Genomic DNA, 16,685 nt, shown 5'->3' on the forward strand with positions numbered 1-16,685 from the left:
GGTTATAGCGGTTAACCGTCAGCGGCTGATGTCAGCCGCGTAATCTCCGACAGCAAAAAGCCGCCTTTCCGGCAAACGGAAAGGCGGCTTTTTTATTGCACGTCAGGCTCAGGCTTCGTGGTAAGGCTCCACGAAAATGCCATCCGGCTGGTGGGTCTCGTTAAAAAACCAGATGCCCAGCGGATAATCTTCCAGCGCCACCAGGAACATGGTGCCTTCATTAAACGGCTCCATAGCCAGAATGGTGCCAACACGACGCGGGCCGCCATCGGTTTTGACGCTGACGCGGTCATTTACCTTCATTTCGGTTCTCCAGATTATTGACTGAGTACAGTCTAAACGAAGAACCGTGGTGATGCAGCGCGTTAGCGACGGGCAATGACCCAGACGGCGTGGATGATACCGGGGATATAACCACAGAGTGTCAGCAGGATATTCAGCCAGAAGGCGCCGCCAAAACCGACCTGCATAAACACGCCCAGTGGTGGCAGCAGAATAGCGATAATAATTCGTAAGATGTCCATAACCATTCCTTTAGGTATTGATAAAAATCAGCTTTATCGCTAACTATAGCTGATTCTGCTCTGTTTAGTCGAAAAGTCAGGTAAATCTGAGTAAGGAGAAACTTTTGCAATTCCTTAACATTTCACCGCAAGACTTCTTACGCGTCAGACCTTTAAACTCTTCTCACTGCACCACCCCATAGGTGCAGCCAACCTGAAAGTAACAAGGATTTTGCCCGCGCAGCGCGGGCTTTTTTTTTGCCTGCGATCTCTTCGCTCCCGCCTTTCTGCCCTGCGTTCTATACTGATTACTCTGTTTGCTCTCAGGAGTCAGAAAATGACAGACGAAAAACAGCACGGCGATGCTCAGCCATCCGATCTGCAGATTGATGTCGAAGGTTTACTGGCGGCGATTCAGGCCAGAACGTCGGGAGAGGTACGGGAGTATATGGAGCAGGATCAGACGCCACGGCTGGAAGTAGAAGGCCGGGTTTTCCACTCCTATAGCGAACTGGCGGAGGCGTTTGAAATTGATATTTGTGATTATCGCGCCTATGAAGCGAACCGCTGAAATCGATTTCAAAAAAAACCCGGCGGGAAGGCCGGGTAAAAATTCAATTCGTTACACCAGGGAATTCTTAACACCTCTGCAGATTACCCTTTCCCGACTCCGAAACAAGCATCAGATATGCACGTTTCTGCAACCGATCGGGTAATTATGGAGCGGCTGTTACCAAAAACACCGCGCCCGCCAGTCACTTAGCCCTGCACACTTCTTGCATACCCACTTTTACTGCGGTTTCGTTTTAAGAATTATCCTGGATTTCCAGCCAGCGTGGCAGGAAAAAAAGTGTGAGCCATATTCAACTATAATATTGAAAAATCGCCGCTTTAGCCGCGAATGTGATGAAAGGAGCCTGTAAATGCCCGATCTCCACCAGCCGTTAATGATAATTACCGATCTGGATGGTTCGTTACTCGACCATCATACCTATCGCTGGGATGCGGCCACCGAATGGCTTACCACGCTCAGGCAGTACGCTGTTCCGCTGGTGATCTGTTCCAGTAAAACGGCAGCCGAGATTATTCCGCTGCAAAAAAGGCTTGGCATCAGCGGTTCACCGTTTATTGCTGAAAACGGTGCCGTGGTGCAAACGCACGATCAGCAGCGTATCCGCCTGCCCGATAACACACTGACCTATGACGCTATCTGCCAGCGGCTGGCTGCCTTGAAAACAGCGTACCGTTTTACCGGCTTCCATGACTTCTCTGATCCGGAAGTGGCCTCGATGACCGGCCTGAGCGAGGCGGATGCAGAACTGTCGCGTCAGCGCGATGCGTCAGAAGTGATTGTCTGGCGCGACAGTGACGAGGCGTTTGACCAGTTCCATGACGCACTGCGTGCAGAGGGCCTGGCGCTGACCCAGGGCGGGCGTTTCTGGCATGTGATGCCTGCGGGCAGCGGCAAAGGCGAAGCCCTGCGCTGGCTGCTGGCGCATTCACCCGGTGAGGCACGCGTGACCATCGGACTGGGTGACGGCCCTAACGATGCGCCGATGCTGGATGCGGTTGATTATGCGGTCGTAATTAAGGGCTACAGTAAAACACCGGTGACACTCAGCCGATCCGATCAGCAGCAGATCTATCACACAGCTCACCATGGCCCTGAGGGCTGGCGTGAAGGACTGGACTATTTTTTGACTCAACCTCAATGAGCTGCCCACGGGCATTAAAAGGATGATGCGATGAGTGACTTTTATCAGAATGGCGTAATCACCAACTTTCACAACCTCACCCACCGTAGCGTGGAGTCGCTGGAAAAAGAGATGGTACGCTTTGCCCGCAAACGCAAAATGGGGCTGATCCTGCCATCGCTGTTTTCCGAACTTGAAGGCCCGGCGCTGACGAAAATCGTCGATGAGCTGGCTAAAGTGCCCTATCTGGATGAAATTGTGATTGGGCTGGATCGCGCCGACCGCGACCAGTTCCTGTTTGCCCGCGAGTTTTTCTCCCGTCTGCCGCAACGGCATCGCATTCTGTGGAACGATGGCCCGCGTCTGAAGGCGATTGATGCCGAGCTGGATAAAGAGGGTCTGTCACCCACTAATCCCGGCAAAGGACGCAACGTCTGGTTCTGCACCGGCTATACGCTGGCGTCAGACCGTACCAGCTGTGTCGCGCTGCATGACTGCGATATCGTCACCTATGAGCGCGGAATGCTGGCACGCCTGCTCTACCCGGTGGCGAACCCGGCATTTCAGTATGAGTTCTGTAAGGGGTTCTACGCGCGCGTCGCGGATGGCAAGCTTAATGGCCGCGTGGGACGTCTGCTGGTGGGTCCGCTGCTGCGATCGCTGCAGAAAGTTTATGGCCATTCAGAATATCTGGAATATCTGTCGAGCTTCCGCTATCCGCTCTCCGGGGAGTTCGCCATGCGGACGCATGTGCTGAACGGGATTAAAATCCCCGGCGACTGGGGGCTGGAGATTGGCGTGCTGTCGGAGATTTACCGTAATTACACCACCCGCCAGTCTTGCCAGGTTGAGATCGCCGATAACTACGATCACAAGCATCAGCCGCTGGCTGAAGATGATGGCACCGGCGGCCTGAAGCGCATGAGCAGCGATATCGTCCAGTCACTGCTGCGCAAGCTCGCCACCATGGGTGTGCCGCTGACCAGCGACTCGTTCCGGGTGCTGAAGGCAACCTATTATCGTAATGCGCTGGATATGATGGAGACCTATAACCACGAGGCGGCGATGAACGGGCTGAAATTTGATCAGCATGTGGAAGAGGCAGCGGTAGAGATGTTTACCCAGTCGATTCTGGAAGCGGGTCAGGCGTTTATTGAGCGTCCTAACGATAAGCCGTTTATACCGAGCTGGAGTCGCGTCCAGTCAGCCTTCCCGGATGTGCTGCAGCGGATCTATCAGGCGGTTGAAGAAGATAACGACGGTAACGTCTGAAAACAGGGCGGCACAGGGAGCGTGCCGGGCCAGAAAAAGCAGAAACCGGGCCTGGCGGGTCGCAGAACCCACAGGCCTGATGCTGTCAGCCCGCCAGTTGCTGCGCGGGATTCAAAGCGCAGAGCTCATCGCTGCGAAAGGCTTCGCTGCGCACGGCATAGCCATCATACCAGCGGCACTCCACCATGCCACTCGCGTAGCCGGTCACCACCATCGTCTGCCCCTCTTCCTTATGCTGTACTTCTTCACTGATTGCGAAAACCATGATGCGCTCCTTTTATTAACCTGAGTGTTATTAACCTGAGTGTTATTAACCTGAGTGATTATTTTCTTTATAGCAGGCGAATAACGTTCCTGCCTGTTAAGGCACGCAAAAAAAGGGCAAATTCGGAATTAATCAGCTGGATATGCGGAAAATAAAAAAAGCGGATAAAAAAACTTATCCGCTTTGATGAAGTATTGACGCTGACGTCAGATTTTACAGCCTTCGCAATCGGCTTCGTCGCCGAGATCATCCGGCACTTCGCTGGCTTTTTTCTCTGCTTTCGCTTCAGCCTGCTCCAGTTGTGCGTCGATATCAAATTCAAACATGTCGTCGTTCATCGTCATTCTCCTGACCGTAAATCACAGTGCGCTTTATACCGATTTTCCGCGCACTCTGGCAATAAGGTTGACCACTAACAGCACGATCGACCCAATGATAAAGCCGAGCACCAGGTTGGCGCCGTTGCTGAGCAGCATAGCGATCCAGCCGCTGAAGCCACTGCTGACTTCCTCGATCAGATGATGCAGCGGTGCGATACCGTGCACCACAATACCGCCGCCGACCAGGAACATGGCGATGGTGCCGACCACCGAGAGGATCTTCATCAGCCAGGGCGCGGCAGCCAGCAGCACACTACCCAAACCCTGCGCAAGGCGGGACGGTTTCTCACGCAACCAGAATCCGAAGTCATCAATTTTTACGATGGCCGCCACGATGCCGTAAACGCCTACCGTAACCAGAATTGCGATGCCCGCCAGGATAATCACCTGGTTGAGCAGCGGCGATTCCGACACGATGCCTAAGGTAATCGCGACAATTTCGGCTGACAGAATGAAATCGGTGCGCACCGCGCCTTTGATCTTCTTCTTCTCAAACTCTGCCGCATTCTGATTCGCCAGCGAATCGAGTCGCTGCTGACGCGCTTCCGGTGATTTGCTCTGCTTGTCATGCTGCAGACTGTGCATCACCTTCTCCACGCCTTCGTAGCAGAGATAGGCACCGCCAATCATCAGCAGCGGCGTAATCAGCCAGGGCGCAAACGCGGAGATAATCAGCGCCAGTGGCACCAGGATCAGTTTGTTAAGAAACGATCCTTTGGCAACGCCCCATACTACCGGCAGCTCACGGTTGGCTTTTACGCCGCTGACCTGCTGAGCATTCAGCGACAGATCGTCGCCCAGTACGCCAGCGGTCTTTTTCGCCGCCACTTTCCCCATGACGGAAATATCGTCCAGAAGTGTTGCAATATCATCAAGTAAAGTCAGTAAACTGGTTCCCGCCAAAATCTTATCCTTAGTCCGGTTCGTTATGTTGACAACATGGGCAGCGCTCAATTTCCGTAACGGTCATCTCGGCGATGCCCTCACAATCCCACTCTACCCGCACCGTCTCGCCTGCTGCTCCTTCAGCATGCAGATATTTGCTGACCGGGCTTTCGGTCATGCCGGTGATCTCCTCCGTGGCGACAAGCCTGTCACCGCAGTAAACCCGCGCGGTCGCTTTGGTATTCACCATCCGCTCGTCACGAATCTGGTAAAGGCGTTTTACCGTCAGTTTTATGCTGCTCATTTCAGGCTCCTGGCCACGGAGAAAGCGCAGATCTAACCAATTATGTCTGTGATTAGCAATCGGCGTTGTAATGATGAATGCCCTGATGGTCGACTTCGGCACTCTCCGGCATCGCCAGCAGCCACTCCTCCAGCCGCTCCAGCAGGTCCTGATCCTTCAGGCGCAGTTTGCCACGTAGTGCACACTCCCAGATGATCAGCACTTTCCAGCCGCTCTCCTGCAGCTGGCGCACATAACGCCGGTCACGTTCAACGTTGCTGTTAATTTTGCCGGTCCAGAATTCTGTGCGCGTCGCCGGCAGTTTAAACAGATAGCAGTGATGACGATGCCAGAAGCAGCCATGAACAAAAATAATTGCCTGATGTTCTGTCAGAACGAAATCGGGCCGACCCGGCAGGTTTTTATCCTGCACGCGAAAGCTGAATCCCCGATCTTTCAGCAGCAGCGCAATACGTTGCTCAATGGCCGTATCCTGAGCGCGAATGGCACGCATATTTTTGCTGCGTATTTCGCTGGAGTGAACATCAGCCATAACCTCTCCTTTTTTGCTGGTACTTCAACTTTAGCCTGCGCCACGAAAAGCGAAAGCCGCCGCCCGACGACTTCACACAGTGTGCCGCAAAAACAGAACATTCCGGGGGGCTGACACAGGGCACATCCAGGCAATTTCCTCACAGCGTCTGGAGTGATAGCATAGGCACCTTACTGTTAAGGAAAAACGCATGCATCCCGCCGCCCTCGCTGAACCACTCTCTGCTGCACTTTCATCTGCTGATGCGTCTGAACTCTTTCAGCAGGTGCTGGCAATCTATTCGGTTCGTGATCTCACGTCCCGCCTGCAGCAGTCAGGATTTTCCTGCTGGACGCCGGCACTCCTGAACCGGATTCGTCAGGGTAAAACCGCCCTGCCACCGTTATGTGAGGCGGAACTGTCGCTGTTACAAGGGCTGCTGCCATCCCGTCCCGCCCATTATGATAATCCTGAATTTCGTTTTATCGATCTCTTTGCCGGTATTGGCGGCATTCGTAAGGGGTTCGAGGCCATCGGCGGCAAATGCGTATTCACCAGTGAATGGAATAAAGAGGCGGTCCGCACTTACAAAGCCAACCACTACAGCGATCCGCTTGAGCATCACTTCAATACCGATATCCGTCAGGTCACCCAGCCGGAAGGTCTGACCGACGATGAAGCGATATACCGCGCGATTGATGCGGCAATCCCCGATCATCAGGTGCTGCTGGCCGGTTTTCCCTGCCAGCCCTTTTCGCTGGCGGGCGTCAGCAAGAAAAATGCGCTGGGCCGTGCACATGGCTTTGAGTGTCAGGTACAGGGCACGCTGTTTTTCGATGTGGCCCGTATCCTGGCTGCCAAGAAGCCGCCGTTCTTTGTGCTGGAGAATGTGAAAAACCTCAAGAGCCATGACAAGGGCCGCACCTTCGCCATTATCATGGAGACGCTGGATGAGCTGGGGTATGACGTTGCGGATGCGGGTGCCAGCAGCCCGGATGCCAAAGTGATCGATGCGCGTCACTTCCTGCCGCAACATCGCGAACGCATTGTGCTGGTGGGTATTCGCCGTGACCTGAAAAAGCAGGATTTTACGCTGCGCGATATCCGCCGTTTCTACCCGGCGCAGGTACCCAGCCTGCAGAGCCTGCTGGAGAGTGCGCCGGACGACAAATATATCCTGTCACCGGTCCTGTGGCGCTACCTCTACCAGTATGCGAAAAAACATAAAGCCAAAGGTAATGGCTTTGGCTTTGGCCTCAACGATCCGCGTAATCCTGACTGCTGCGTGCGTACGCTGTCAGCACGTTACTACAAAGATGGCTCAGAGATTCTGATCGATCGCGGCTGGGACAGTGCGCTGGGCGAAGCGGAGTTTCAGGATGCCGATAACATGGCGCGTCGGCCACGCCGCCTTTCCCCGCGCGAGTGCGCCCGCCTGATGGGCTTTGATGTGCCAGGCCGCGAGCCGTTCCGCATTCCGGTTTCGGACACCCAGGCTTATAAGCAGTTTGGTAACTCGGTGGTAGTGCCTGTGTTTGCAGCGGTGGCTCAGCTGTTACTGCCACATATCCGTCAGCTGAAGTCGTAAGCATCCTGAAATAAAAAAACCCGTCTGGCGACGGGTTTCAGGCTGATGAAGAACTCACATCAGGCGAGTCTCACAGCAACAAATAAGCTTAACTCGCAGGGAACACGGTCAGAATAGGAAAGCGTCCCGCGCCAGGGACAAAAACGCCGGGAGCGTTTTTGAACAACGCAAAGCGTTGGCCCAGATATGGGCGCACCTCAGGGATGAGGTGCGTAATCGCGCGGGCCGAGCATGTCATGGATGACGGCTTTTGCGTCTTTCCGATCTGACCGTGTTCCCTTCGCAGGCACAGTCTCACAGCGAAAAGGTCCAGCCTTTCTCCAAAGTAAAAACCCGTCTGGCGACGGGTTTCTGTTTTATTTCTTCTTCTTGCTCTGCTTCTTCAGCAGCAGCCGAATCTGCTTCAGCTCTGTTGCACTTAATGCATCGGTCTTCACGTCAGCGGCACTGGATCCCTCAGTCCCCTCTTCAGTGATGTCCTGGTTATCAATCGCCGGATGTGGATGCGTTTCCAGACTGGCCTGCAAACGTTGCACAATCTCCTGGCTCATCGAAATCTGATTTTCCAGCGCCAGCTGTTTAATCGTTTCTTTCAGCTCAGGATCAATTTTAATTGTTAAATTAACAGTTTCAGTCATCGGGCAGCTCCTTTTTGTTATTGCTACACGCTACCGGATGACCGTTTCGATTAACATACTGTCACAAAAATTTAATATTCGGTTTGTAAAGGTGTGAAGTCCCGCAGCACACCCTCATCCATACCCACCAGATTGCCCTGTAGTTCGGCATAAAGCTTCGCCATATAGCGTACCAGGAAATCGGCGTTATGCTCAGCCAGCATGCGGCCGGTTTCGGTGTGCATTGTTTCCGGCAGACGCAGCAGCTTCTTCTGGAAATGATCCAGCGTCCACTTAACATCATTCAGCTCGCGATCTTTACCCAGCGGGTCCTGGCTGTCGAATAATGGCCGATTCAGCGCACCGGCGGTGTAGAAGACCCGCGCCAGTCCGATCGCACCCAGCGACTCCAGCCGGTCAGCATCCTGTACAATTTTAGCTTCCAGCGTCTGAGGCGGTATGCCGGCGCTGAAACTGTGGGTTTTAACGGCATGCATCACGGCATCAATCTTTTCAGCCGGGAAGTCGAGAAAATCCTGCTGCAGAATGCGCTGGGTTTCCGTCGCGGCATAGGTTGAGGCGAGATGACGTTCCGGATGGTTCTTCGGCAAGTTCACCACATCGTGAAAATAGCAGGCGGTCAGCACCACCAGCGGATCAGCGGGCGTGCCGTTCATGATTCGCTGTGCGCTCATCCAGACACGCCGCAGATGGGCGATATCGTGCGCGCCGTCGTCGTGGATCCAGTTCGCCTGAAACCAGCTTTCATAGCGAGATTGCCAGAGTGTGAGTGACATAATCTATCTCCCTGTAGTGATCAACAGCAGTTTTTCTGTCGCGATCAGTGCGCAAACGGCAAGCCATCATAGCGACTGGCTAATGACACTTTTTTTACAGTGCAGTTGAAAAGAGCAGCGCTGCCAGCAATTCCGGGCAGAAAAATGAGATCTGGATCATCTGTATAGCATCTCTGTTACACAATAACCGCAATTTCGGCTGTTTTCAGTCTTTCCTCAGTGAATTGCTGCTAAGAAAATTAGTTTAACAGGCGTAATGTTTGGTTCGATCTTAACCAACTTCCTGCCTCATGCTCAGCGTTTTTTTGTCACGCGATTAAGTGTAAAACTGCACGTTATGACAGGTGAAAAAGTCTGAAAAGGTTCCTATTTTTACGGTTATAACGTACTGTATCCGGGCTATTCGTCGCTTTTTGCCAGTTGCGTGATAAGCTTTGGTGCGCTTTTTGCATTTTGCTGGTTTTTAACTACTAAAGTGACAATTATACAGTGACAGTCAGCCTACAAATTATTAAGCAAAATGATTTAAAGCTTTTATGATAACTCTCAGATGTGAAGCAAATGGACTTTTACAGCAGTAACCGGGTTCTACTAATAAAAAGAGGTAATCCATGAAAGAACGGCCGATTCTTTTTTCCGAACAGCGTGTTCGTGCCCTGTTGGTTGGCCAGCAAACGCAAACCCGGCGCATTATGAAAACTCAGGCTTTCGGTCCGGGACAGGATCATCACGAGGGCGTACACGCTTTCGATGTGAGTGCTAATCATCTGCATGGTTATAAAATGATGTCGATGACGGACATCAGCTATCAGTGTCCTTACGGTAAACCGGGTGACGTGCTCTGGGTGCGTGAAACCTGGCGTGGCCCGATGGTACCCGAGCAGTATCTGGCCGATTATGAACGCGACCCGACGCCCTTCCGCCAGCCAGAATATTGCCAGTATCGTGCAGACAGCAACGAGCTGGGCCAGCATGCACTGAGCACGCCGGAAGCAGAGCAGTTTGGCTGGCAAACCGCCATTCATATGCCGCGCTGGGCCAGCCGCATCAATCTGGAGATTACCGGCGTGCGCGCCGAGAAAATTCAGGACATCAGTGAAGATGACATTATGGCGGAAGGCGTGCAGACCGATTCGCACTTCCTCAACAACTTCTTCACCATGAACGTCAATTCTGAATCGCCCAAAGAGGCGTACCGTAAAGCCTGGGAAAAACAGTATGGTGCGACCAGCTGGGAAGTGAATCCCTGGGTGTGGGTGATTGAGTTTCATCGTATTGAGCGCAACTGACGCCCCGGCCCCACGCTTTGCGGGCTGAATCACAGACAACGACCGTGCTAACGGGTTGAATAGACGGCCCTTAGCCCTGTCGCCAGATGAACAGTGCCAGCATGGTGTTTCGATGCTGGCATTTTTATGTCTGCCGCGTCAGGATAGCGAAATAGTCCGGTTCTGTGCGGGAGTTGCGATGTTTAAATGGCCCTGGAAAACGCATAACGACGCCACCCTGGCCGCGCTGCCATGGCAGCACGGGCTGGCGCAGCCGATATTCAGCCAGCTGGATGAGGCTGAACAGCAGGCGCTGGTTGAGCTGGCGCAGCGCTTTCTGCAACAGAAAAAACTGGTGCCGCTCGATGGTGTTCAACTGGATGAATTGCGCAGTGTGCGGATCGCCCTGCTGTTCTGCCTGCCGGTGCTGAAACTGGGCCTGGAGTGGCTGGACGGTTTCCACGATGTGCTGATCTATTCCGAGCCGTTCGAGGTTGACGATCAGTGGCAGGATGACGATGGGCTGGTTCACAGTGCGCCTGCGGTTCATGCCGGACAGAGCTGGACGCAGGGGCCGGTCGTACTCAACTGGCTCGATATTCAGGACTCGTTCGATCTCTCCGGCTTTAATCTGGTGATCCACGAAGTTGCGCACAAGCTGGATGCCCGCGGCAGCGGTTACACCAGCGGTATTCCGGTCATGTCACTGCGTGACGTCGCACTCTGGGAGAAGGATTTGCGTGCCGCGATGGCGGAGATTGAGAGTGAAGTTGAACTGGTGGGTGAACAGGCCGCCACGATAGATCCCTACGCCGCCAGCGATCCGGCTGAGTGCTTCGCCGTGCTCTCTGAATATTTCTTTACGGCTCCGGTTCTGCTGGCCGAACGCTTTCCCGCCATGTATCAGCATCTGCGCCAGTTTTACCAGCAGGATCCCCTGGCCAGAATCGCCGCTGACACTGCGCAAACTGCTTAAATCACGATCGCTTTGCGTTAAAGCTAGCCAGTTGAATGATAATGTATTTTTTGCTGTTGACACCTTAGAGCGACGCCGTTAATATTCGCCTCGTTCACACGATTCCTCTGTAGTTCAGTCGGTAGAACGGCGGACTGTTAATCCGTATGTCACTGGTTCGAGTCCAGTCAGAGGAGCCAGATTAGAAAAACCCGCTCAGGGAAACCTGAGCGGTTTTTTTGCTTTTCAGCGATCCCAGTATTCTCTTCCTGTCTGACTGTTCATCTCAACTCGTCTGCGGTTGTTATCACCGAGACCACCGTTAAGTCTGGATCAACGCAGGCTGTCTGGCGCAACCCTGTCATGGTGTAATGACAAGCTGGCTTTAAATGAAAAACCAGCCGGGCAATATTTACGCCGGCTGGCTCATACTAGTGACGAATTATTACGCAGGAATGGTCAGTACCTGACCCGGTGCAATTTTATCCGGGCTGCTGAGAATGTTTTTATTCGCCTCAAAGATTTTCATATACTGGGACGCATCATTGTAAAACTGCTTTGCGATGGCGCTGAGCGTGTCGCCTGATTTAACCGTATATGTACGATTACTCCCTGCGGCGGTTACAGACTTATCTTCAACATTTTTATCTACAGCATGTAACAACTCATCGCCTATATTTTTAATATTATCCAGAATGCTCATATTTACTCCCCTATCGTTTCTGATACGTTTAGTTTAATAAAGAAAACAGGATTGCCAGGCAAACACTACGCGGCGTACGATACACCTGCTTTTAATTCATGGGTTAAACCACTGCTAAACGTTGCTGTAAATAATATAAAAACAGAGGATATTAATGATGGGCATATTGTCATGGGTTGTATTCGGATTACTTGCCGGCATTATCGCCAGATGTATTATGCCAGGCAAAGAACACATGGGCATTTTCATGACCATTATTCTGGGTATTATCGGTGCGCTGATTGGCGGTGTAGTCAGTACCGCTCTGGGTTTTGGCAAGGTCGATGGCTTCAATATTTACAGCATTGCTATTGCCACCGTGGGTTCAATTATTGTGCTGTTTGTCATTCATAAAATCAGAGCGTGTAAACAGTCTTAATAGATTACGTTAAAGGGGATAACAGAATGAGTTTACTGGAAACAGTACTGGCCATGTGCGGCCTGAATAATCAGACCAGCCAGGAAGTGAAAGGTGTGCTGGAGTGGGTTGAGCAGCAAGGTGGTTTACATACTATCGTGAGTCACCTGCAGAGCGGCGAGTACAGTGAGGTGGTCAACTCCTGGCTGGGCGATGAGCAGAACGTTGCGCTGAGCAGCGACCTGGTGCAGAAGATGATTAACTCTGAGGCGATTGAGCAACTGGCTGCGCGGATGGGCATCAACACCAGCGATGCACTGAATCTGCTGGCGAAATATCTGCCGCAGCTGGTGGATAAAGCGTCAACGGCGGGCGTCGTGGATAAAAAGGCTGATCTTACCGGTCTGGTGAGTCAGTTAATGCACTAAGCGTGATGCCATTGAAAGATAAAAGCCTGCTGCGAAAGTATGAGGCTTTTATCTTTTAGATTAGTCAGGATAAATTAAGACGAATGCTGGAAAGCTCTTTTAAACGTTTATAGAAACCCTTCAGATGTTCCTGTAGAAAACATCAAAAACAGACTTTACAACCTCTCTTATATACCCTGCCAGATAAACTCTAAAAAAAAAGCGTCATTACACAATTGAATGAAAGTGATTAACATTATCTGAATCATTTACCTATATCAGGAAATTATATTTAATCATTTTCCGGAACCAGCACAAGACAACCCTGCTCAATTTTCACCGTAATAATGGTTCCGGTATCAAATCCTGCCTCACGCAGCCATTTTCCGCTCAGATGTATTGCAGGTGTACTGCAATCACCGCGTTTAGGCTGATAGCCGATGGTATAGCGACGTTGTGTTTTTGATGGCGCGCCTTCAGATGAGAATTGGCATTGATCGTGGTTCGTGGTCATGGGGATGTCTCCAGTATGCTTTTAAACCGCCACCTGAGGTTCCAATCTCATGGGTGGCAGACTGAACGAGGTTGGAACTACCGGGCATACTGAACCGGCGCACCCTGAGGTGCCCTCGCCCAGCCCACCATTGAGGTGTAGCGAGACGTACGACAATAATACATTGTCGCCAGTATGATTAACCGGAGTTCCAATTCCGTCGCCTGATTTTGCAGGCGCAGAAAAAGAATACGTCGATTAACGCTGGACGACAACCGGCAGTACTGGAACACAACTCGCAGATATTAAACGAAGTTTACTGACATGCCTATCAGAGATCTCTACCCTGTATTAATCGGAGAAATGAAGTCCACACTCTATCCTGGCCCAAACGCAAAAAAGCCCGCAACGTAGCGGGCCTTTAACCAGACAACACACAACAACCATTATTTTTCATGGTAGCGATGCACTGCCGGATAATATTCCAGTCCATACAGCTGGCTCAGCGGCAGCAGCAGTTCCACGTTAATATCATGCACACGTTCACTCGCCACAGGGCCGCTCAGCAGCTGTTCAAACCAGGCTATCAGTTTCTGTTTCATTTCAGGCTCTCCGCATCAGTTGATGCTCTGAGTTAACCCGCTTACACGCCCAATCTGAAGCAAAAATTTCTGCGCTGCTTATGTCGGAAATGGCATAAGCAGCCCCCATCTGTTTAGCCAGTGCCAGACACCGGCTGCTCAAAACGGTTACTGCGTTATCAGCGCCACCCAGTTCGCGCCTTTACCAGCCGGGGCTTCAGCAACCCGTTTGAGTTCGCCGCTGGCGGAATCGATAGCGTAACTGCCAATCACCGCGCTCTTCTCCCCGCTGACGATCAGCCATTTACCCTGCGCATCAATCGCAATACTGCGCGGCTGTTTTTCAACCGGCCAGCTGCCGATAAGTGTTAACTCACCCGACTGCTTATCGACCCGGTAGCCGCTGACGGTGCTGGAAGTGCGCTCGGTGACATAGATAAATTTGCCGTCCGGGGTGATTTTCATGTCTGCTGCCCAGATGCGCGGCGTGGGATCGCTGTAGCCCGCCGGGCGCTGCTCGCCATGCTGCAGGTTATATTTTTTCGCCACCGCATTCGGCCAGGTTTTCAGCTCCGTCAGTGACCCATCCGCCGCGCGACGGAACTGCGTAATGGTGCCGCTCATCTCCGCGAGGTTATAGAGAAAACGATTGTCGGGCGATATCACGGAATGCCGTGCGCCGCTGTTCTTCTCGCCCTGAACAAATCCGGTTCCCAGCGGCGTTATCGCGCCGTTATCAGCAAACGCATATTCCAGTACGCGATCCGCGCCAAGGTTGCCGACGTAGAGTGAATGATTGCTGACGTCGGTGATCACCGAATGGGCATGCGGCCCGGTTTTCACCTCGCCCGTGACCTGTGGTGTCACAATGCCTTTGTCATCAATCCGGTTGCTGGTGACGATATCGCTGTCATAGGAGGCCGCCAGCAGATAGCGCCCACTTCTGTCGGTGGTGATCCACGGAAAGCTGGCTGCAACCGGCGTCACCGCCAGTTTCTGCAAGTCACCGTGCGAACCCGAGACGCGCCAGCTGATGATCGAGTAAGGCGGACTCCGCAGCGCACCATAGAGCCGTTTACCATCCGGGCTGGCCGCCAGCGGCATAATCTTTTTACCGGCAGGCGTATCGCCACGCCATTGCAGGCTGCCATTCGCCTCGCTGAGCTGATAGCGGGAAACGGTGCCGGATTCGGCATTGGAGACATAGACAAAGGTTGTCGCCCATAACGGGGCGCTACACAGCAGCGGCAGGAGTGCCAGCGCCGTTTTCAGACGGATCATAGGGTCACCTTGATAAGTAGTGTCTGCATCATTGCGCAGCAACCATTACGCTAACCCTGTCCGGGGAGGCTGGCTTTGTGCAACTGTCTGAAATTCGGTTCGAAAGTCTGGAGATGTGACGGAGATGTTATTTTTAATGGTGCTGAAAGAGGTAAGACGCCTTTCCCCACGGCGGGTGAAAGGCGTTAACAACGCGCTAACCGGTTTTCGCGATCATTTTTCGATAGCGGTTGAGCCACTTGCCGCTGTTAAGTCGCCACCAGAAGAAGATGCCACGCACCGTCCAGTCGAGGAACATCCCCAGCCAGACGCCGGTGACGCCCATCCCCAGCATAATGCCGAGCACGTAACCGACCACCACGCGCGCGCACCACATGCTGAACATCGAAACATACATGGTGTAACGCGCGTCGCGTGCGCCCTTGAGGCCGGCGGGCAGCACCCAGGATGCGGCCCACAGTGGCATAAACAGCGCGTTGAGCCAGAGCAGATGCTTCGTCACATTAATGACCTCCGGATCGCTGGTATAGAACCGCGCCAGCAACCCGGCCAGCGGCACCGTCAGCAGGGCCATCACGGTCAGGCAGACCGTCGCCAGCCAGAAGACGTGCCGCACCTGGCGTTCCGCCTGGAACACCTGATTCCTGCCCAGACGGGTACCGGTGATAATCGTTGAAGCCGAACCCAGCGCATTGCCTGGCAGGTTGATCAGTGAGGCGATAGAAAAAGCGATAAAATTACCGGCAATCTCGCTGGTGCCCATTCCGGCAACAAACACCTGTGTCAGTAGTTTGCCGCCGTTGAACAGCACCGACTCGATACTGGCAGGCACGCCTATTCCTAAAACTTCCATCAGAATGCTGCTGTTCCAGCGCCGGAAATAGCTCGACAGCGTAATTTTCAGTGAGGCGTTAAAGCCGATCATCAGCACGTAAATCACCGCGATCGCCCCGATATAGCGGGTGATGGTCAGTCCGAGCCCGGCACCGATAAACCCTAAACCGTCCCACGAGAAGCAGCCATAAATCAGCACGCTACTGATGATGATGTTGAGGATGTTCATGCCGCCGTTAATCAGCATCGGAATTTTGGTATTACCTGCACCGCGCAGCGCCCCGCTGCCAATCAGGGTGATGGCGGCGGCCGGATAGCTCCAGGCGGAAGTCTGCAGATAGCTCAGCGCCAGCGCTTTGACTTTTGGATCGGCGGCACCGGCAATCGCATCGACGATCAGATGGCCCCAGAACTCAATGGCGATCACCAGCACAAAGGCGAGTATCGTCATCATGGCCAGCGACTGACGCGTGGCGGCACGGGCGCGCTTGCCGTTGCGTTTTGCCAGACTGAACGCCACCACCACCGTGGTACCAAGATCGATGGCAGCAAAGAACGAGATGATCACCATGTTGAAGCTGTCGGCCAGGCCGACGCCCGCCATCGCCTCTTTACCCAGCCAGCTGACCAGGAAGGTGCTCAGTACGCCCATCAATAGCACACAGGCGTTCTCGAAAAAGATAGGCACTGCTAATGGCGATATCTCACGCCAGTAGAGCGTGCGATACGAACGGCGTTTCGGGTACCACGCCGTGCGCTTGATCGCCTGCATCACTGCTACGCCGGGATTTTGCAAAGGATTACCAAATCAGAAGAGACTGGACAGGAGTTCTAATGATGATAGTGGGCAGGGAAATATGCAAAGTCTTTCCGGTGCAAATTAATCATGGTTACAAACTTTTTAATGCCGCCACGGCACAATCTGCCTCACTGCCCCGCCCGCTGTAGCA

Annotated in this window: 22 protein-coding genes and 1 tRNA gene; 9 read left to right on the top strand and 14 right to left on the bottom strand. The window is 53.0% G+C overall.

The window, feature by feature from the left end:
• Positions 1-108 precede the first annotated feature (108 nt).
• On the bottom strand, positions 109-303 hold the full coding sequence (dsrB, locus tag ACMGGP_RS10480; RefSeq protein ID WP_010670857.1) for a protein DsrB: 195 nt from the start codon (positions 301-303) through the stop codon (positions 109-111).
• Between the two features lie 62 nt (positions 304-365).
• Positions 366-524, bottom strand: coding sequence for a YqaE/Pmp3 family membrane protein (locus ACMGGP_RS10485; protein WP_010247691.1), 159 nt, complete (start codon positions 522-524; stop codon positions 366-368).
• 316 nt (positions 525-840) lie between these two features.
• On the opposite strand from ACMGGP_RS10485, the gene ACMGGP_RS10490 reads away from it, so the two are divergent.
• The 3 genes from ACMGGP_RS10490 to ACMGGP_RS10500 all read left to right on the top strand — a co-directional run bounded on the left by ACMGGP_RS10490 (position 841) and on the right by ACMGGP_RS10500 (position 3,469).
• Complete coding sequence (locus ACMGGP_RS10490; RefSeq protein WP_010247694.1) at positions 841-1,074, top strand: DUF2525 domain-containing protein; 234 nt, start codon at positions 841-843, stop codon at positions 1,072-1,074.
• A gap of 352 nt (positions 1,075-1,426) precedes the next feature.
• A complete protein-coding gene (locus ACMGGP_RS10495) occupies positions 1,427-2,218 on the top strand; it encodes a mannosyl-3-phosphoglycerate phosphatase-related protein (RefSeq protein ID WP_022625472.1) in 792 nt (263 codons plus the stop codon).
• Between the two features lie 30 nt (positions 2,219-2,248).
• Positions 2,249-3,469, top strand: a complete 1,221-nt coding sequence (locus ACMGGP_RS10500) for a glycosyltransferase family protein (RefSeq protein ID WP_010247700.1) — start codon at positions 2,249-2,251, stop codon at positions 3,467-3,469.
• An 85-nt stretch (positions 3,470-3,554) separates the two neighbouring features.
• Here ACMGGP_RS10500 and ACMGGP_RS10505 read toward each other — a convergent pair whose 3' ends face one another.
• The 5 genes from ACMGGP_RS10505 to ACMGGP_RS10525 form a co-directional block, all read right to left on the bottom strand.
• Positions 3,555-3,734 (bottom strand): YodC family protein, encoded by a 180-nt coding sequence (locus ACMGGP_RS10505; RefSeq protein WP_010247703.1) that lies wholly within the window; start codon positions 3,732-3,734, stop codon positions 3,555-3,557.
• A gap of 206 nt (positions 3,735-3,940) precedes the next feature.
• Complete coding sequence (locus ACMGGP_RS10510; RefSeq protein ID WP_003854444.1) at positions 3,941-4,072, bottom strand: hypothetical protein; 132 nt, start codon at positions 4,070-4,072, stop codon at positions 3,941-3,943.
• 33 nt (positions 4,073-4,105) lie between these two features.
• Complete coding sequence (locus tag ACMGGP_RS10515; protein ID WP_010247708.1) at positions 4,106-5,017, bottom strand: DUF808 domain-containing protein; 912 nt, start codon at positions 5,015-5,017, stop codon at positions 4,106-4,108.
• A gap of 10 nt (positions 5,018-5,027) precedes the next feature.
• The gene (locus ACMGGP_RS10520; protein ID WP_010247711.1) at positions 5,028-5,303 is read right to left on the bottom strand and encodes a hypothetical protein; all 276 of its coding nucleotides are present in this window, start codon (positions 5,301-5,303) and stop codon (positions 5,028-5,030) included.
• A 52-nt stretch (positions 5,304-5,355) separates the two neighbouring features.
• Complete coding sequence (locus ACMGGP_RS10525; RefSeq protein ID WP_498798409.1) at positions 5,356-5,835, bottom strand: very short patch repair endonuclease; 480 nt, start codon at positions 5,833-5,835, stop codon at positions 5,356-5,358.
• Positions 5,836-6,025: 190 nt separating this feature from the next.
• On the opposite strand from ACMGGP_RS10525, the gene dcm reads away from it, so the two are divergent.
• The gene (gene dcm, locus ACMGGP_RS10530; RefSeq protein WP_163763035.1) at positions 6,026-7,402 is read left to right on the top strand and encodes a DNA (cytosine-5-)-methyltransferase; all 1,377 of its coding nucleotides are present in this window, start codon (positions 6,026-6,028) and stop codon (positions 7,400-7,402) included.
• A gap of 356 nt (positions 7,403-7,758) precedes the next feature.
• On the opposite strand, the gene ACMGGP_RS10535 is transcribed toward dcm, so the two are convergent.
• Together ACMGGP_RS10535 and ACMGGP_RS10540 are read right to left on the bottom strand one after the other, a co-directional pair.
• Positions 7,759-8,040 carry an Arc family DNA-binding protein gene (locus tag ACMGGP_RS10535; protein WP_010247717.1) on the bottom strand — a complete coding sequence of 94 codons (282 nt, stop codon included), beginning with the start codon at positions 8,038-8,040 and terminating at the stop codon, positions 7,759-7,761.
• Positions 8,041-8,111: 71 nt separating this feature from the next.
• A complete protein-coding gene (locus ACMGGP_RS10540; RefSeq protein ID WP_010670862.1) occupies positions 8,112-8,816 on the bottom strand; it encodes a phosphohydrolase in 705 nt (234 codons plus the stop codon).
• A gap of 692 nt (positions 8,817-9,508) precedes the next feature.
• Here ACMGGP_RS10540 and ACMGGP_RS10545 point away from each other — a divergent pair.
• From ACMGGP_RS10545 to ACMGGP_RS10555, 3 genes are all read left to right on the top strand, one after another.
• Positions 9,509-10,105, top strand: a complete 597-nt coding sequence (locus ACMGGP_RS10545) for a hypothetical protein (protein WP_250488484.1) — start codon at positions 9,509-9,511, stop codon at positions 10,103-10,105.
• A 178-nt stretch (positions 10,106-10,283) separates the two neighbouring features.
• A complete protein-coding gene (gene mtfA / locus ACMGGP_RS10550) occupies positions 10,284-11,060 on the top strand; it encodes a DgsA anti-repressor MtfA (RefSeq protein ID WP_193555285.1) in 777 nt (258 codons plus the stop codon).
• A gap of 103 nt (positions 11,061-11,163) precedes the next feature.
• A tRNA-Asn gene (locus ACMGGP_RS10555) sits at positions 11,164-11,239 on the top strand.
• Between the two features lie 245 nt (positions 11,240-11,484).
• On the opposite strand, the gene ACMGGP_RS10560 is transcribed toward ACMGGP_RS10555, so the two are convergent.
• On the bottom strand, positions 11,485-11,742 hold the full coding sequence (locus ACMGGP_RS10560; protein ID WP_158131606.1) for a LysM peptidoglycan-binding domain-containing protein: 258 nt from the start codon (positions 11,740-11,742) through the stop codon (positions 11,485-11,487).
• A 154-nt stretch (positions 11,743-11,896) separates the two neighbouring features.
• On the opposite strand from ACMGGP_RS10560, the gene ACMGGP_RS10565 reads away from it, so the two are divergent.
• Together ACMGGP_RS10565 and ACMGGP_RS10570 are read left to right on the top strand one after the other, a co-directional pair.
• Positions 11,897-12,160, top strand: a complete 264-nt coding sequence (locus ACMGGP_RS10565) for a GlsB/YeaQ/YmgE family stress response membrane protein (protein WP_250488483.1) — start codon at positions 11,897-11,899, stop codon at positions 12,158-12,160.
• 26 nt (positions 12,161-12,186) lie between these two features.
• Complete coding sequence (locus ACMGGP_RS10570; RefSeq protein ID WP_010247730.1) at positions 12,187-12,567, top strand: YidB family protein; 381 nt, start codon at positions 12,187-12,189, stop codon at positions 12,565-12,567.
• 271 nt (positions 12,568-12,838) lie between these two features.
• Here the strand turns inward: ACMGGP_RS10570 and ACMGGP_RS10575 are convergent, their stop codons facing one another.
• From ACMGGP_RS10575 to ACMGGP_RS10590, 4 genes are all read right to left on the bottom strand, one after another.
• Positions 12,839-13,060: a SymE family type I addiction module toxin gene (locus ACMGGP_RS10575; protein ID WP_132500007.1), complete on the bottom strand. Its 222-nt coding sequence runs from the start codon at positions 13,058-13,060 to the stop codon at positions 12,839-12,841.
• A gap of 425 nt (positions 13,061-13,485) precedes the next feature.
• Positions 13,486-13,641 carry a hypothetical protein gene (locus ACMGGP_RS10580; RefSeq protein WP_010670871.1) on the bottom strand — a complete coding sequence of 52 codons (156 nt, stop codon included), beginning with the start codon at positions 13,639-13,641 and terminating at the stop codon, positions 13,486-13,488.
• 147 nt (positions 13,642-13,788) lie between these two features.
• On the bottom strand, positions 13,789-14,901 hold the full coding sequence (locus ACMGGP_RS10585) for a lactonase family protein (RefSeq protein WP_498798410.1): 1,113 nt from the start codon (positions 14,899-14,901) through the stop codon (positions 13,789-13,791).
• 196 nt (positions 14,902-15,097) lie between these two features.
• Complete coding sequence (locus ACMGGP_RS10590; protein WP_498798411.1) at positions 15,098-16,531, bottom strand: EmmdR/YeeO family multidrug/toxin efflux MATE transporter; 1,434 nt, start codon at positions 16,529-16,531, stop codon at positions 15,098-15,100.
• Between the last annotated feature and the right edge of the window lie 154 nt (positions 16,532-16,685).

It is taken from the genome of Curtobacterium sp. BNK-1 (assembly GCF_048685235.1).
Taxonomy (GTDB): domain Bacteria; phylum Pseudomonadota; class Gammaproteobacteria; order Enterobacterales; family Enterobacteriaceae; genus Pantoea; species Pantoea agglomerans.

Coding starts and splice junctions, on each gene's coding strand:
- dsrB (WP_010670857.1), bottom strand. CDS start 303: ATGAAGGTAAATGACCGCGTCAGCGTCAAAACCGATGGCGGCCCGCGT.
- ACMGGP_RS10485 (WP_010247691.1), bottom strand. CDS start 524: ATGGACATCTTACGAATTATTATCGCTATTCTGCTGCCACCACTGGGC.
- ACMGGP_RS10490 (WP_010247694.1), top strand. CDS start 841: ATGACAGACGAAAAACAGCACGGCGATGCTCAGCCATCCGATCTGCAG.
- ACMGGP_RS10495 (WP_022625472.1), top strand. CDS start 1,427: ATGCCCGATCTCCACCAGCCGTTAATGATAATTACCGATCTGGATGGT.
- ACMGGP_RS10500 (WP_010247700.1), top strand. CDS start 2,249: ATGAGTGACTTTTATCAGAATGGCGTAATCACCAACTTTCACAACCTC.
- ACMGGP_RS10505 (WP_010247703.1), bottom strand. CDS start 3,734: ATGGTTTTCGCAATCAGTGAAGAAGTACAGCATAAGGAAGAGGGGCAG.
- ACMGGP_RS10510 (WP_003854444.1), bottom strand. CDS start 4,072: ATGAACGACGACATGTTTGAATTTGATATCGACGCACAACTGGAGCAG.
- ACMGGP_RS10520 (WP_010247711.1), bottom strand. CDS start 5,303: ATGAGCAGCATAAAACTGACGGTAAAACGCCTTTACCAGATTCGTGAC.
- ACMGGP_RS10525 (WP_498798409.1), bottom strand. CDS start 5,835: ATGGCTGATGTTCACTCCAGCGAAATACGCAGCAAAAATATGCGTGCC.
- dcm (WP_163763035.1), top strand. CDS start 6,026: ATGCATCCCGCCGCCCTCGCTGAACCACTCTCTGCTGCACTTTCATCT.
- ACMGGP_RS10535 (WP_010247717.1), bottom strand. CDS start 8,040: ATGACTGAAACTGTTAATTTAACAATTAAAATTGATCCTGAGCTGAAA.
- ACMGGP_RS10540 (WP_010670862.1), bottom strand. CDS start 8,816: ATGTCACTCACACTCTGGCAATCTCGCTATGAAAGCTGGTTTCAGGCG.
- ACMGGP_RS10545 (WP_250488484.1), top strand. CDS start 9,509: ATGAAAACTCAGGCTTTCGGTCCGGGACAGGATCATCACGAGGGCGTA.
- mtfA (WP_193555285.1), top strand. CDS start 10,284: ATGTTTAAATGGCCCTGGAAAACGCATAACGACGCCACCCTGGCCGCG.
- ACMGGP_RS10560 (WP_158131606.1), bottom strand. CDS start 11,742: ATGAGCATTCTGGATAATATTAAAAATATAGGCGATGAGTTGTTACAT.
- ACMGGP_RS10565 (WP_250488483.1), top strand. CDS start 11,897: ATGATGGGCATATTGTCATGGGTTGTATTCGGATTACTTGCCGGCATT.
- ACMGGP_RS10570 (WP_010247730.1), top strand. CDS start 12,187: ATGAGTTTACTGGAAACAGTACTGGCCATGTGCGGCCTGAATAATCAG.
- ACMGGP_RS10575 (WP_132500007.1), bottom strand. CDS start 13,060: ATGACCACGAACCACGATCAATGCCAATTCTCATCTGAAGGCGCGCCA.
- ACMGGP_RS10580 (WP_010670871.1), bottom strand. CDS start 13,641: ATGAAACAGAAACTGATAGCCTGGTTTGAACAGCTGCTGAGCGGCCCT.
- ACMGGP_RS10585 (WP_498798410.1), bottom strand. CDS start 14,901: ATGATCCGTCTGAAAACGGCGCTGGCACTCCTGCCGCTGCTGTGTAGC.